16 protein-coding genes are annotated in these 15,236 nt (G+C 36.0%); 8 read left to right on the top strand and 8 right to left on the bottom strand.

Features of this window, described 5'->3' with window-relative positions; translation table 11 throughout:
* Window positions 1–2: 2 nt before the first annotated feature.
* Together F3J23_RS02180 and F3J23_RS02175 are read right to left on the bottom strand one after the other, a co-directional pair.
* Entirely contained in the window at window positions 3–1,415 is a 1,413-nt protein-coding gene (locus tag F3J23_RS02180) for an MFS transporter (RefSeq protein WP_167023402.1), read from the bottom strand.
* Between the two features lie 39 nt (window positions 1,416–1,454).
* On the bottom strand, window positions 1,455–2,018 hold the full coding sequence (locus F3J23_RS02175) for a TetR/AcrR family transcriptional regulator (protein WP_167023398.1): 564 nt from the start codon (window positions 2,016–2,018) through the stop codon (window positions 1,455–1,457).
* Between the two features lie 195 nt (window positions 2,019–2,213).
* On the opposite strand from F3J23_RS02175, the gene F3J23_RS02170 reads away from it, so the two are divergent.
* Window positions 2,214–2,594, top strand: a complete 381-nt coding sequence (locus tag F3J23_RS02170) for a VOC family protein (RefSeq protein WP_167023395.1) — start codon at window positions 2,214–2,216, stop codon at window positions 2,592–2,594.
* A gap of 165 nt (window positions 2,595–2,759) precedes the next feature.
* A complete protein-coding gene (locus tag F3J23_RS02165; RefSeq protein ID WP_167023392.1) occupies window positions 2,760–3,383 on the top strand; it encodes a hypothetical protein in 624 nt (207 codons plus the stop codon).
* An 18-nt stretch (window positions 3,384–3,401) separates the two neighbouring features.
* Here the strand turns inward: F3J23_RS02165 and F3J23_RS02160 are convergent, their stop codons facing one another.
* Together F3J23_RS02160 and F3J23_RS02155 are read right to left on the bottom strand one after the other, a co-directional pair.
* Entirely contained in the window at window positions 3,402–4,415 is a 1,014-nt protein-coding gene (locus F3J23_RS02160) for an NAD-dependent epimerase/dehydratase family protein (protein ID WP_167023389.1), read from the bottom strand.
* 59 nt (window positions 4,416–4,474) lie between these two features.
* Window positions 4,475–5,047, bottom strand: coding sequence for a Crp/Fnr family transcriptional regulator (locus tag F3J23_RS02155; RefSeq protein ID WP_167023386.1), 573 nt, complete (start codon window positions 5,045–5,047; stop codon window positions 4,475–4,477).
* A gap of 132 nt (window positions 5,048–5,179) precedes the next feature.
* On the opposite strand from F3J23_RS02155, the gene F3J23_RS02150 reads away from it, so the two are divergent.
* A complete protein-coding gene (locus tag F3J23_RS02150) occupies window positions 5,180–7,552 on the top strand; it encodes an outer membrane beta-barrel family protein (RefSeq protein WP_167023383.1) in 2,373 nt (790 codons plus the stop codon).
* A gap of 65 nt (window positions 7,553–7,617) precedes the next feature.
* On the opposite strand, the gene F3J23_RS02145 is transcribed toward F3J23_RS02150, so the two are convergent.
* The gene (locus tag F3J23_RS02145; RefSeq protein WP_167023380.1) at window positions 7,618–7,992 is read right to left on the bottom strand and encodes a hypothetical protein; all 375 of its coding nucleotides are present in this window, start codon (window positions 7,990–7,992) and stop codon (window positions 7,618–7,620) included.
* Window positions 7,992–8,126, bottom strand: a complete 135-nt coding sequence (locus F3J23_RS21700) for a hypothetical protein (RefSeq protein WP_262888143.1) — start codon at window positions 8,124–8,126, stop codon at window positions 7,992–7,994. Before F3J23_RS21700 ends, F3J23_RS02145 begins: the two co-directional genes overlap by 1 nt.
* Window positions 8,127–8,221: 95 nt before the next feature.
* Here F3J23_RS21700 and F3J23_RS02140 point away from each other — a divergent pair, with 95 nt between their 5' ends.
* The 5 genes from F3J23_RS02140 (at window position 8,222) to F3J23_RS02120 (ending at window position 11,992) form a co-directional block, all read left to right on the top strand.
* The gene (locus F3J23_RS02140; RefSeq protein WP_167023377.1) at window positions 8,222–8,845 is read left to right on the top strand and encodes a TetR/AcrR family transcriptional regulator; all 624 of its coding nucleotides are present in this window, start codon (window positions 8,222–8,224) and stop codon (window positions 8,843–8,845) included.
* Window positions 8,823–9,320 carry a GNAT family N-acetyltransferase gene (locus F3J23_RS02135; RefSeq protein ID WP_167023374.1) on the top strand — a complete coding sequence of 166 codons (498 nt, stop codon included), beginning with the start codon at window positions 8,823–8,825 and terminating at the stop codon, window positions 9,318–9,320. The genes F3J23_RS02140 and F3J23_RS02135 overlap by 23 nt, the downstream gene beginning before the upstream one ends.
* Window positions 9,321–9,699: 379 nt before the next feature.
* Window positions 9,700–10,899 (top strand): tyrosine--tRNA ligase, encoded by a 1,200-nt coding sequence (gene tyrS / locus F3J23_RS02130; RefSeq protein WP_167023370.1) that lies wholly within the window; start codon window positions 9,700–9,702, stop codon window positions 10,897–10,899.
* Window positions 10,900–11,033: 134 nt separating this feature from the next.
* Window positions 11,034–11,555 (top strand): 3'-5' exoribonuclease domain-containing protein, encoded by a 522-nt coding sequence (locus F3J23_RS02125; protein WP_167023368.1) that lies wholly within the window; start codon window positions 11,034–11,036, stop codon window positions 11,553–11,555.
* Between the two features lie 5 nt (window positions 11,556–11,560).
* Window positions 11,561–11,992, top strand: coding sequence for a GNAT family N-acetyltransferase (locus F3J23_RS02120; RefSeq protein ID WP_167023365.1), 432 nt, complete (start codon window positions 11,561–11,563; stop codon window positions 11,990–11,992).
* Window positions 11,993–12,448: 456 nt separating this feature from the next.
* On the opposite strand, the gene F3J23_RS02115 is transcribed toward F3J23_RS02120, so the two are convergent.
* Together F3J23_RS02115 and F3J23_RS02110 are read right to left on the bottom strand one after the other, a co-directional pair.
* Window positions 12,449–13,960 (bottom strand): helix-hairpin-helix domain-containing protein, encoded by a 1,512-nt coding sequence (locus tag F3J23_RS02115; protein ID WP_167023362.1) that lies wholly within the window; start codon window positions 13,958–13,960, stop codon window positions 12,449–12,451.
* A gap of 4 nt (window positions 13,961–13,964) precedes the next feature.
* A complete protein-coding gene (locus tag F3J23_RS02110; protein ID WP_167023359.1) occupies window positions 13,965–15,191 on the bottom strand; it encodes a PP2C family serine/threonine-protein phosphatase in 1,227 nt (408 codons plus the stop codon).
* Window positions 15,192–15,236: the final 45 nt, after the last annotated feature.

The following is a 15,236-nucleotide window of genomic DNA, read 5'->3' as shown; positions in this document are numbered from 1 at the left end:
GGCTAATCTCCTGTATTTTGTACTAAAACCGGCAGTATATAGTCGGGAACCTTGAGCACTGAAAATATCACAAGGAGCAGGCAAAAAATATTAATAATAACAGCTATTGAAAAGGCATATTGATAGTCTTGTATTAATGGTTTTTCTCCCAGAAAATAATAGAAAATACTTCCTATAGCTACAATCCCAATGATTGCTGCAACCTGCTGAAAGGTATTGTAAACACCGGAAGCATTTCCTGCCAGTTTTTCGGGCATCCCGGACAGTGCAATATTGGCAAGCGAGGGAATAACTGAGCCTACACCTACCCCATGTAAAAACAACAGCAGATAAAAAAGGTAAATGGTTGTATGTCCTGTAAATAATAGTATTTGGAAAACCAAAATAACAATAATGAAAGTAAGCCCAGCTATCAGAGCTCGCTTTCCGTATCTTAAAATCAGCCGAACTGAAAAAACAGACGCCAATATAAATCCTAACCCTTGAAAAACAATAATTTCTCCGGCATTCAATGGATTAATCTCTAATCCGTCCTGAAAAAACAATGAAAGAATATAGAAATATGAATCGAGCATAATAAAAAAGAAAGAAACGGCCGCAATGCCCAGGTTAAAATTCTTGTATTTGAAAAGCTCAAAATCAATCAGATAAGAATTTCCTTTTTTTGTTCTGTTTCTTTGATTTTTGACGAAAAAGATCAGTATAGCCATTGAAATAATCATCATAGAAATATTTCTAAATTGAAATCCTTCATGCTCAGACATGGTCAAAGCATAGGTTGCAGAAAACAAACCTGCAGAAAGTGTGAGAACCCCGGTAAGATCAAAAGGCTGCTTTACCGGAGCTTTTGACTCATTCAGGAATTTTAAACTAAAGAAAACAGCAGGCACGCATACGGGAATATTGATCAGAAAAATAAGTCTCCAGGGATCTTCAAACATTGTTAATGATGAAAAATATCCCCCCAGAAATTGTCCCATAATGGTTCCTATACCAATTGTAATCCCATACCAGCCCATCGCTTTCGTGCGTTCTTCATGGGCAGGAAATAAGATCAGTATCACAGAGAGAACCTGTGGTGCCATCATTGCGGCACTTATCCCTTGTATAAACCTTGAAATAATCAACTGCCCGACTCCTGATGAAACACCACAAGCCACAGAGCTAATCATAAAGAAAACCAAACCTGCCAGATAAATCTTTTTCCTGCCATATAAATCTCCCATTCTTCCTCCTGTAATAAGAAAAGAAGCAAATCCTATGAGATAGGAAGCAATCATAAATTGCATTTCTCCGTTCGAAGCATTCAGGCTTTGTTGTATGGAAGGAATGGATACATTAATAATAAAAATATCCATAATGGTGAGTAATTGCCCAACCAATATAATATTTAATATCAAATATTTACGTTTCATTTTTATATAGATATATCTATTTTTTAATAATAAAAAAAATTAGGATAATAAACCGTGAACAATTTTTTTCACCTCATCAAAAGATTCGTTTTGTCTGTCAATCGTAGAAGTTACTACCGCTCCTTCTATCAGGAGAAAAATATGATTCGTTACCCAGTTTGTTTCAATCGCGTGATGGTTTCTTTTGTATTCTTCTACCCATGTACGGATCAGATCTTTCTGTCTGGCTTTGTGCATTTTAGCAAAACCTGCAACTGAAGGGTTACTCTCCCCCATTTCGGAAATTATTTTAATGAAATGACATCCGGCAAACTTTGAACTTTGCTGAAGCTTTTTCCGGTAATCAATCAGAGATAATAATTTTTCTGCTGGATCTGAAACTTTGGAAAGACTTTTTTCAAGACCTTCAAACCACTCCAGCTCTTCTTTTGCAAGATATGCCTGAAGAAGATCATTTTTGGATGAAAAGTGATTGTAAAGTGAGCCTATGGCAATATCCGCTTCTGCAATAATCTGGTTGATTCCCGTAGAATTGTAGCCTTGCTTATAAAACAGATCTGAAGCTACCCTTATAATTCTTTCACGCACTTTTTCTTTTTTCATCCTGAAAATTTTTACAAATCTAAATAAAAAATAGATAGATCTATCTATTTTTTTTAATTGAGGAGAAAATTTTATTTTAGATAAACTAAAAAGTACAATTATTCCTCCATGAAATTATACCAGTTTGTCTTGATGTTCTTTCTTTTGATAGGGATATCTTGTACATCATCTAGCCCATCCGATAAAACAAATACCATGAACGCATCTAATCCTGTTGTGTACTTTGAAATTCCTGTTAACGACCTGAAACGCGCTGAAAAATTCTATACTGCTGTTTTCAATTTTAGTTTTGAAAAAGAGGTTATTGACAGTTATGAAATGGCATTATTTCCTTTTGAAGAAAAACACAGCGGAATTACAGGAGCTCTGGCTAAAGGAGAGGTTTACAAACCTACCAGAAACGGAGTCATTATTTATTTTAAAACCGGAAGCATTGATGAAACTTTGAAAAAAGTTGTTCACAACGGAGGAATCGTTCTTTATCCTAAGAGAATTGATGAAAAATATGGATTTGCCATAGCCGAATTTGAAGACTCTGAAGGAAACCGCATTGCACTGCATGAGAGCATCCGATAAGTTGAAAGGAGAAATTGTATTAAAAAAGTTTATCATTAAATTTCAGCTCCTGATTAAAAAAATAATTCAGCCTGGGTACCATTCACTGCATATTATTTTCTTTAATGAAGTTAATGCATATTTTGTATCTTTAATTACCATTTTTATAAATTACTGGTGATTACTATGGCGGAAGAACTTTATTTTATCAAAACCAACCCTAATATTGCCAAAATTAATTTGTACAATAAACTCAGCCGTGAAGAAGAAAATATACTGAGTTCTCTGGAGCCAGATGCAAAAATCAATCTTGAGGTGATTAAGGATAAGGTAAAGGATTCTATGGAAGAACTTACGCGTGAAGAACTTTTACAGATTTTTCAATGGTTTTGCAAAGCGTATCCAACAGATCATGAAGAGGCTAAAACACAGCTGTTTATTCATGGTATAGATCTTTTTTATGAAATTCCGGTTACCGATCATGCTGAAAATTTTCTACGGCTGCTTTCCAGCTATGAAAAATTATCAAAACAGGACATGAATTATATGGTTGATGCGCAGAACTTCAATCAATTTCTGATCTATGGAATATTTCTGACCGAAATCCTCAGCAGGGAACAAGGCCACGAAAATATACTTTCCGATTATTTGAAACCGGACCACCCATCTCTGTACCTTCTTGCTGAGAATCAATTCAATTCAAATGATTTTGATGGGAAAATTATTCCTCCTTTACAGCATTATTTTTCTGATCTTTATGATCTCACCAAATTTTACAAAGGCCCTATTATAAAGCTTGAAAATCAATAACTTACCTTTTTAAGGGCTTTATTTTAAGATTTCAGGATGTTTCATCAGATATTCAAGGGCTGCTTTTACTGCTTTTTCAGGACTTTTGGGATTGAATCCAAGTTCATTTCTTGCTTTGGAAATATCAAAATCCTGCTGCAATCCGGAAAACATAGAGATATCTTTTCGTGTTAATACCGGCGGTTTTCCGTTCATTCTTGCTGTAAATTCCATGATTCCTGCAATCATAAACAATATTCCTTTCGGAACAGAACGTGGAATATTCAGCTTCAGTTCAGGGAAAAGATTATTAGCTAAGATAGTTGTATCTGTAATCGTCATGCATTTTTCATTGGCTAGAATATAACGTTCCCCCGAACATCCCCTTTCTGCAGCCAGATAACATCCTTCGGCAACGTCTTTCACATCTACCCAATTCAGGGTAATTTTTGTATCAACAGGAATTCTTTTGTTCAGGATAAGTTTTAAAACTCCATAAGAAACATTCAAAGGTAAGAATGCTTCACCTCCTATCATGGCTGACGGCATTACGGAAACGAGCTCTATACCTAATTTTGCGGCCAGTTCAAAGGCTATTTTTTCTCCATCATTTTTGGAATTGTAATACATATCTCTGCGATCAGGATTGTAACCGTTGCTCTCTTTGGCTGGAAGATGAGTATAATTCAAAGCAGCAATGGAGCTTACATAGACTATTTTTTTTACTCCTGCTTCTGCTGCTGCTTCAATCGTATTCCGGGTACCCTGGATATTTATATCGTAGATTTCTTTTTTGGGATCTTTAGCCCATAATTTAAAGGCTGCTCCTACGGCATAAAATGTTTCTACACCCTGAAGTGCTTTTACAAAGGAAGCCTTGTCTGTTATATCTGCCTGCACCAATCCACAGTTAAGCCCTTCAAAAGGTTTTTTGTTGTTAACATTTCTTACTGCAGCTCTCACCGGGATTCCTTTGTCCAGTAAAAATCTCACTAAATTATTTCCCAGATGTCCGTTAGCTCCTGAAACGAGACTCATATTGTTCTTTGTCATTGCATTGATTTTAATGCTACAAAGTTCTTCATCCTGCTGCCGGAACCACTTGACTTTTGTTAGTTAATTATTTTTCTTCTGATCCTGCTCAGACTTTCAGGTTTCATTCCCAGAAATGAAGCGATATATTGAATGGGCACATTCCGGATAATTCCCGGATAATCATTTATAAGTTTAAGGTAACGTTGTTCTGCGTTGAGAACAGATAATTCTTTGGAGCGGTTTTCATTATAGGCAATCGATTGTTGAAAGACAGAGATACTGAAATTTTTCATGGCCTGACTTTCAGCAATCAGATGATCCAGTTTTTCTTTGGAAATCCGAAGGAGCTCACAATCTGTAATACATTCCACATTATTCTCAGAAACTGTACTGTTTATAAAATCAGAATAAGAAGTGAAAAAGCCCGGTGGACAATTGATATGAGTGGTTACTTCATTTCCGTTCTGATCGGTATAAAAAAGCCTCAAATATCCGGAAACGATGTAATAAAGATAACCGGGAACTCGTCCGGATTTTTCTATCACTGTATTTTTCGGAAATCCCACAGGTTCAAAACTTTGCTTTACAGCTTCTATTTCCTCATGGGTAAAATCATAACCGGAACAGATTTGTATAAGCTTGTTGTGCATTGCTGTGAATATTTTTAAGTCTATACAAAAATACCAAAAGAAAAACTCAATAATACTTAGCATTTAAAATATTTTTCGCAGACTGATGTAATAACACCTCGAAAAAGATTGTCTTGTATATAAACCCAAAATATGAATCAGAAGATTGTTATTCTTTTAAGTCTCATTTCCACATCCTTTATTTTTGCACAAAGTGTTGAAGGAATTATCACCGATAAGGATAATAAACCGGCGTTGGAAACTGAAGTACTGATTACAAAAAATGAAACAAAGTTTTCTGCCATCACAGATGAAAATGGAATGTTTAAAATTCCTTTAAAAGAAAACGGAGATTATCTGTTTGAAATTATAAAAGATGGAGTAAAAACCAATAGTGAAAAAATTACGATAAAGGGAGCTCACAGAAAAGACATTCAGCTTAAAGAAGCTCCTGTTACAGAACAGAAAATAGAAGGGGTAACCGTAACTGCAAAGAAAAAATTATTCGAGAGAAAGGTAGACCGTCTGGTCTTTAATGTAGAAAATTCTGTGGCATCTCAGGGAATTGATGCGATTGAAGCTCTTGCCAAAACACCGATGGTAAAAACAAGTGATGATGCGATAAGTATTGCCGGCAAAAGCAATGTAGCCGTGATGATCAATGACCGGCTTCTGAATCTGAATGGACAGGAACTTATCAATTACCTGAAGACTCTTCGTTCTGATGATATCCTTAAAATTGAAGTGATAACCACCCCGCCTGCAAAATATGATGCTGAGGGAAAAAGCGGACTGATCAACATTATTCTCAAGAAAAATGCCAATCTGGGTTGGAATGGTTCTATACAAACATCCGGAAATTATTTCTGGGGAAGACCAACGGTATCAGCAAGAAGCGGTGCTACATTCAATTACCAGGGAGAAAAGCTTTCTTTAAGTACGAATTTATCTACGGGTGATAACTACTGGTATTATACCACTTATAATTATCTGACCGGAACTACCAACAATAACTACTGGAACAGGGACAGCCAAAACCTCAATAATTATAAGTATAAAAGTGGAAATTTAAAGGCTGAATATAAGATCAACGACAAAAACCTTGTCGGAATCAACTATAATTATTCGCACAGCAATCCTATGGAAACCGGGGAAAGTGTATCTGAAAGATTCAATGAGCAGGGATTACTGAATATCAATTCCAATTTCAGGAACAGAAACAGCAGAGATGTTCATAATGCAACGGCATTTTACGAAGCTAAAATAGACAGCGCAGGAGGTAAGCTGAGTCTTACGGCGAATATGATGCTGAATAATTCCAACGCAAGAAATTTTTCCAACACGATTACATCAGAGACCATTTCTACTATGGCAAACCCTATCAGTAAATACAGGATTTATTCCGGGCAGGCTGATCTTGAAAAAACTTTTGGAAAAATAAAAACAGAATCGGGATTGAAGTATACAAAGATCAAGAATGATTCCGAATTTAATTTCTTTAGTATCGAAAACGGACAGTACAATCTTAATACGGATAGAACCAATACATTTTTCTATAACGAACAAAATTATGCCGCTTATTTTTCCACCAATTTTAAGATCAGCGAAAAATGGGATGCAAAAGCAGGGCTTCGATATGAATATACAACCCTGGAAGGTATTTCAATGAATGACAATACTTCTGCACAGATTAAGTATGGAAAGTTCTTTCCTACAGCTTATATCAGTTATAAACCCAATGAAAATCATTCATTTTCACTTAATTATTCCCGTAGAATTTCACGGCCGTATTTTGGAAACCTGAATCCTTTTAAATATTATACGTCAGAATATGAATACAGTACCGGAAATCCTTACCTCCTGCCTTCTTTCTCGGATAATTTTGAATTCGGATATGTTTTGAAAAACAGCCTTAATTTTACATTATACTACAATTATAACAAGGACAGCTGGGACAGGGTTCAGATGGTGGATGGAAATTACAGATATACGGTTGCCAAAAATTTCTATAATGAAGATCAGGCCGGTATTAACATCAGCTACAATTATAATAAATTAAAATGGCTTGAATCCAGTATCTTCCTTAATGGATTTTATGCAAAATCCAAGTCTTATGATTCTTCTATCACCCCAGCACCAGCCGGTTACAGTGCCAATCTGAATATTGATAACAGCATCTTTCTGAATAAAGAAAAAACGGTGACCTTCATGCTCGGGTTATGGGGAAGCCTGCCCAACAGAAACGGAAATACTTACTATTATGCCAATTCTTCCCTTTACACCGGTCTAAAATTAGCTTTTATGGAGAAAAAACTTCTGGTGAATTTTTATTTGAACGATATTCTGAATACTAACCGTGAAAAAGGAATTGAATATTATCCGACTTACAATATAGATTATCAGTACAAAGGAATTACAAGGAATGTTCATCTTTCCCTTACTTATAAATTCGGGAACAATAATGTGAAAGGAGCAACCAAACAGGTAAAGTTTGAAGAATCCAACCGGGCGGGCGGCGGCAGTTAAGCTGAAGCACAAATTAAATTAAAAAGGATAAAAACAATAACTCTGCCGGCAGAATTCTGTTATCATCAGGATCTGTCGGCTTTTTTATGTATTGAAAAAGATTTAATCCGGAAAAGATAATATATCATTCCTCCCAACCCATAGGCAAGTACATCCAGAATATCTCCCGTAAACCTTTCCGAGAGCATAGGACAAAGCACCTCAAATAAGAAAGACAGATATAGAATTGAAGTCAGTACAAATTTCAGATCAGGCTTCCACTGATATCCCAGCAGAGAGTTCATGATATATTCAATCAGATAGCAGTACATAGGCACTGTAATACAATCTGTGAAATGATTATTGATGAAGGGAATATAAATTCCGTTCTTTCTCAGGAAAATAATCACTGCCCAGGCTGCCAGCCCCAATAAAAACCAGTATGAGATCCCTTTTTTCATCACATGTGCAATACCGCCATAATGACTCCCAGAATCACTTGTAAAACCTTTGAAATAATCTCCTGAACATCTTTCCCTTCTGCTTTCTTATTATTTTCTGCCGATTCGTAATCAAATTTTTGCTTTCCTTCCATTGTGATAAGATTTAGTAGTGCAAATATACCAAATTAGAACAATTGTTCTAATTTTAAAAATATGATTTATTCCCCACTTATATTCTTATATTTGAATGATGAACACAAAAGATAAAATTCTGCTAAAAGCACTGGAACTATTTAATGAAAAAGGCTACAATAGTATCACAACCAGACATATTGCAGCAGAACTTAATATCAGTGCGGGGAACCTCCATTATCACTTCAAACATTCTGAGGATATCATTAAGATTCTTTTTGGGGAACTTACGCTGAAAATGGATGAACTGCTAAACAAGATGAAAAAGCTTGAACATGCAACACTTGAAGACCTTTATCATTTCACAGCATCCACTTCTGAAATATTTTATTCTTTCCGGTTTATCTTTGTGAACTTTGTTGATATCGTACATAAAATTCCTGAAATAAAATTACAGTATGAAGGAATCCATTCCAGTAGAAAAGAAGAGTTCCTGCTCATATTTTCAGGTTTTCAGAAAAATAATATCATTAGAAAAGATATTCCTGATTTTATCATGGACAGCCTTATTCAGCAGATATTCATCGTTGCGGATAACTGGCTTACTCATAACAGATTAATTTTAAAGCTGGATAAAGAGACAGCGGTACACCATTATACTTTACTGCAGATGAACCTGTTTTATCCTTTCCTCAATAAAGAACAGCAAACGCTTTATGAAGAGACCTATATCCGCTGATCAGGATTTGATTATCAGAAAAGGGACTCAGCATGATATTCCGGAAATGCTTCGGCTTTTTACTTCAACCATTGGTACTGTATGTAAAGATGATTATAATCGGGAACAGCTTGAAGCCTGGCAATCCGGAGCAGAAAATAAAGAAAGGTGGAAAAATGTTGTAAAGGATCAATATGTTCTCATTGCTGAAGCCGGAGATCAGATTGTTGGATTCTGTACACTTGATCAAGGAGTTTATATTGATCTGCTTTTTGTACACAAAGATTACCAGCGCATAGGCATTGCATCCAAACTGTATACTCTGATTGAACAAGAAGCCTTAAACGGGAACAAAAAACATCTGACAGCGGATGTCAGCAAAACAGCAAAATTATTCTTTGAAAATCGAGGTTTCCATGTAACAGCGGAGCAAACCGTGAATGTAAAAGGAGTTGACCTTACGAACTATAAGATGGAAAAGAATCTGTTCACATGATAAAAAACATATAAGTCTGTTTTAGTTAATTTGTGGCATGGAATTAGCTTCTGGAATGACAAGTAAAATTGTTTTGAACCTTTATTTTAAACCATTAAGATTGGTAAATGGTTAAGTTTTTTCTCAAAAACAAATCTTGTTATAACCCTTACAATACATCTTAATGGTTTAAATATTGGAATCACGGAAAAATCCGTTATATTTACAACACAATGAAACATTTGAACAGTATATTACGTCTTCCTTTCTTCAGTGAATATTACACTCCGGACTATCGTTCGGGAAGACTTTCTATATTGTAATCCAATAAAACAGTTTAACATTCTATATAGAGCCCGGACAGTCCATGTCCGGGCTTTTTCATTTAAAAAATTTAAATATGATTCATCTACTAAAAGAAAATACGGCTATCATCCTACCTGAAAACGGCTTGGAAGAAAAACTAACACAGGCAGAAAAAGAAAACAGAAAGCTATCCATCAAGCTGGGCTTTGATCCTACAGCCCCTGATCTTCATTTGGGACATGCTGTGGTACTCAAAAAAATGAAACAATTTCAGGATTTGGGGCATCAGATCATCATTGTGGTGGGAAGCTTCACGGCCAGGATTGGAGATCCTACGGGAAAGAACAAGGCCAGAAAGCCTTTAACAGCCGAAGAAGTACAGCATAATGCACAAACCTATATTAATCAGCTTTCAAAAGTTATTGATGTTGATAAAACAAAGATCGTTTTTAATTCGGAATGGCTGGATACTCTTGATTTTTCGGAGGTGATCCAGCTGTTGTCAAAAGTAACTGTGGCTCAGCTGATGCACCGTAATGATTTTAACAAAAGATTTACAGAAAATACACCTATTGCCATGCACGAGCTTGTATACCCTATTCTTCAAGGTTTTGATTCGGTAAAGATTGAATGTGATATCGAAATGGGCGGTACTGATCAGCTTTTCAACTGCACTATGGGAAGACAGCTTCAGGAAGTTCATCAGATGCCGGCCCAGATCGTGATGTGTATGCCGCTTCTGAGAGGGCTTGACGGAAAGGAGAAAATGAGCAAATCATTAAACAACATCATTGGACTGACAGATGAACCCAATGAAATGTTCGGGAAAACAATGTCTATTCCGGATGCTTTGATTACTGAGTTTATTGATCTGACGACCAGTTTTAATCCGGAAGAAAAATCAAGCCTTAAATCCCAAATGGAAAACGGAGAAAATCCTATGAATATCAAAAAGATTATCGCTAAAAATATCATCAGTCAGTATCATAACAAAACCTCAGCAGAAAATGCGGAACAATTTTTCATCAATCAGTTTCAGAATAAAAATTTTGAGGAGAAGGTGTACGAGCAGATTGCAATAAGTAAATTAAAACATCAGGAAAATATAATTTCGCTTCTTGATCTTTGCCATCAGCTTAAAAACGACCTCAGCAAATCGGCCGTCCGAAGATTAATAGAAAGTGGAGGAATTCAGGTCAATAATTTGAAAATAACAAATCCGAATGAAGAATTGGAACTAGTCCCTAAAACTAAGATTAAAATTGGGAGAAGGGCTTTTTTTGAGATCGTTTAAAATGGGAGATGGAAGTTTATAAAGTTGAATACGAAAATAACTTCCAGTCTTCTATTCTGGACTGATAAATAATAAAATTTTAAACTTATACCTCAGCCGAAATCAATATCTTCGTTCAATAAAAACCAATACCAATGAGCTATATCATGGTCGACATAGAATCGGACGGCCCTATTCCCGGTGATTTTTCGATGGTCTGTTTTGGTGCCGTTCTCGTGAATGATGAACTCGACACCACTTTCTACGGAAAACTGAAACCGATTTCTGAACGATTCAACCCTGATGCATTGGCTGTCTCCGGCTTCACTAGAGAGGAAACCCTCAGTTTTGAAGATCCTGAGAAAGTAATGCTCAATTTTGAGGAATGGATCAAAACCCATTCTAAAGGAAGACCTATTTTCATCAGTGATAATAATGGTTTCGACTGGATGTTCATCTGCTGGTATTTCCATCATTTTATCGGACGGAATCCTTTTGGTTATTCCTCCCGAAGACTTTCTGATCTTTACTGCGGATTGGAAAAAGATACTTTTGCCCAATGGAAACATCTTCGTAAAACCGAACACACGCATAATCCTGTAGATGATGCCAAAGGAAATGCTGAGGTTTTACTCTATCTTAAAAAAGAAATGGGCTTAAAAATTGTATTAAAGTAAACGTTATGAATCAGAATCTGACCTATAAAAAAGCTACAGAAAACGATATTGATTTCCTTCTTGACCTGAGAATGAAAACCATGAATCCTCACTACGCAGAATCCAATCTTCCCACAGACAAAGAAACAACTCTTAAACGGGTCCTTTTTGAGTTTGAAAAAGCTCATATTATTTTTCTTGATTCACAACCTATCGGGTTATTAAAGATCAATACATCGCCTCATAAAACAGATGTTCTGCAGCTTCAGATTGATCCTGCTCAACAAGGAAAAGGTCTTGGCGGAATGATTCTGAAAAACATCTTACAGGAAGCTTCAACAGAAGGTAAAACGGTTGCTTTAAATGTTCTGAAAACGAATAAAGCACAACATCTTTATACGAGCCTGGGTTTTAAAATTGTAGGTGAAGATGAGCATTCTTACTTTATGGAAGTTTAAATGAAGCATGTCCAAGTTTTTTATAGGTTTTGACTAAAGTCAGTGGATTTTTTATTTGAAGTCTGTTTAAACTTTTTTACTAAACCAGAAAAGGCACAAAAGCATTTTAAAAACTTAAGCTATTTCAGCTATATGCTTTGTGTATAAGAAGTACACTAAAGTCTTGTTGAAAATCAAAGATTTTCATCTTATGTGAACTTAAGTGTGTGCTAAAAATTATTAATGCAAAGTTTATGGATAATTACCCTTTATTTTAAGGGAGCAAAATGATGCGAATTTGTCACTGATAAAGCGGTATGCCTATACCCAAGCTTCGACTAATCAACGAAGTTGATTCTATTCTTTGCTCACTTACAATCAACAGTTTTAAAATTGAAAACTGTGGGTATTGGTGAAATTCATTTGTGATATTTGTATTTAAAAAGATTCCTTAATGAACTGTCTCCGCAATGATTATTATTGATTGGCCATTGTTATATAGATCAGTCTTCCGCCTTCTTCTGAGGATAGCAATATTTTTTTGCCATCAGTCAGTTCAACCATAGAACCGGGAGGAATTTCCTTTTGCTCTGTGATGTCTTTCATTCCGGGTAAGCTTTGATTGACGAGCACCCATTTTTCCTGATGGAATGTAAAGTATCCCACCGGCATCTTATCCTGCATCGTCAAGTTTTCATTTCTGATTATTTTTCTGGAAACATGCCATTTGAACAAATATTGATTGTGATAGACCATTAATCTGTGGTTTTCAGGTTTCCAAACATCATCATCGAATCTAAAATACAAATCTAAGACCGGCAATGTTCCCTGATGTGGTGTTCCGCAAAACGGACATTTTGGATTGCTTGTGTTATCAAAAACATACCATTTTTCGGTACAATTCGCATTATGACAAGGCTGGATGAGATCTACGGTTTTTAATAAAGCGGTTTCCCATTCATTCGCAGTAGGCCGTCTGATCGGATCATGCAATCCGTCTACAAATGTTTTCCTGAATAGATCTGAAATATAAGGACCTGTTATGGTATAAGGTATTTTTTGAGGATCACCCCAAAATGCGTCCCATTTTCTGAGATGATCCGCTTTCACATAATTGGAAGAGTCTTCCGGATGTTCCACAAACATGGCTTTTTCTCCCATGGATAATATCTCATCGTTTTCGGAATCCAAATCCCAGATTTTCCCTCCACGTAAAGGGTGTCTTCTCAGCAGATACATATAAATCAGAACTCCAAGAGCATGCAGATCTGTTTTTTGATTAGGCAGATATCTTCCGGGATCCTGAAGGCTAAGGTGCTTCGTTTTTAAAACTTCAGGGGCTATAAAATCTGCAGTCCCGATTACTTCAGGTGGAAATAACTTCGGAACGACTAACCCGTCAATATCAATAATACAGGCCGATTTTGTGACAGGATCAACCAAAATATTATTGTATGAAAGATCGGAATGTGCCAGTCCCATCTGATGTAATTTCTTTACCCCTCTGCTAATATTGACTGCAATCTGAAAATAGCTCAGCCAGTCGCCCAATTCAGACTGATCAAGCCTCAATGGATACTGCTGATTCCGAAACATAGGGGCCGTAAACCATTTTCCCACCTTATCTTCACCCTGAATATTGTCTGAACCAATATATCCTTTGGCAAAATAGAATTTTTGATTATAAACGGGAACTATAATCCCCGTCAGTTTATTTTTTTCAACGATATCGTAAGGCCATCTGAAAATTTCATTCAGAAAATATTCAGAGGCATTTCCGTTCTGCAGGCTTTGAAGATAGGTAGAAACAATTCTTATGATCCTTTCTTTCTGTCCTTCATCCAGCGGATTCCGGTAAAAAGCAACCACATAATCTTTCTCCGGAGAAAAATAGACATCTTTCACTCCACCCTGGATGGGGCTTTCATCAACATATTCATAGGATTTGGCTGTGTCCAGAACAGAAACAACCTTAATGGTCTTTTTCATGGTATTAATAGATTATTGCCAATGTACGGTCGTCGTGATTTCCTCTGCTCCAGAAATCAATCCATGTTAAAAGCTGATGATCAATTTCAGTATCGTTATTGAAGTCAACTTGTGCTTGGTCATCGTTATTTCCGGCAAGGTCATTAAAAAAGGATCCCCAGCTTTCGGTATTTTCCAGTTTATTTTCTGTGGTAAATTTAGGATCATAAATTCCGTCTGTCATAAGCACCAAACGGGAAAAATCTTTTACACAGGTTATTTCGAAACGTGAAGTCATCTCATTATTGAAAATTTCTTTCATGGTAATAAATCGGGTACCTCCGCCAAATTCTCCCACATCCATTTTGTTCAGAAGCTGTACTTGGGAAAAATCCGTATTAATGAGATTAATAGGACAGTCTCCTACCCCAAAGCTTACAATCACATATCCGAATTCAAATCTTTTCACTAATGTAAAAATAAGGGTAGAATGAAAATCACTAACAGATAATGAGTTTTCTTCCGCTGCTTTTTCTAATGTGTTATACACATACAAAACACCTTCATACAAATACTTTACAATATTTTGTTCTGCTTCGTATTGTTCTTCTTTAGAAGATCCTGTGGTATAAATTTTACTGAGATGATATTCAATTTCATCTAATATTTCTTTCGAATTGAAAAATGCATTCACTGAAACCGTAGACAGTCTGGAGCCTTCTCTCGCTGCTAAGGCAGAACCCGCGCCGTCTGAAACAGAAATAATACTCCATTCTGAAGGAAGTTCATTCACCGCAAAATCATCTTCTCTGAATTTTCCTTCATGGGCATGAGAACGGCCTCTTTTTGAAGCTGCAACAATCTTTTTGTCTGAAAATTTTCCTTTGAACGAAGCTTCTTCAGCTTTATAAAAGATATCATTCTTATCACTTGGAATATTCTTCCATAAGTCTTTTGGATCAGCATTCACGAACAATTGTATTTCTTTCGTTTCAATAGTATCTGCATCATGAATGTGGTAAAACCACACATCCAAATGATACATGTTCCCGGTGACTGGAATTCCTGAAATAGTATTATCATTAAAGCTCAGTCCGCTTTCTTCAAGATTTCCGATATGCTGAATTTTAATATTCGGAAAATCGCCCATATCAAAACTGAATTCATAAAACTGCTTTGCACTGGCATTCTTCAATATCCAATGGGTGTCTTTGAACTCTTCTTTCTCTTTGTAAATAACAGCTTGTTCCATGGTTTTTGGTTGAGATTCTGAAGCCGATTTCCGGAAAAACTTTCC

The organism is Chryseobacterium sp. Tr-659 (genome assembly GCF_011752975.1).
Taxonomy (GTDB): domain Bacteria; phylum Bacteroidota; class Bacteroidia; order Flavobacteriales; family Weeksellaceae; genus Chryseobacterium.
Note: the sequence above shows the minus strand (reverse complement) of the source record. Positions and strands in the feature narration are given on the sequence as shown.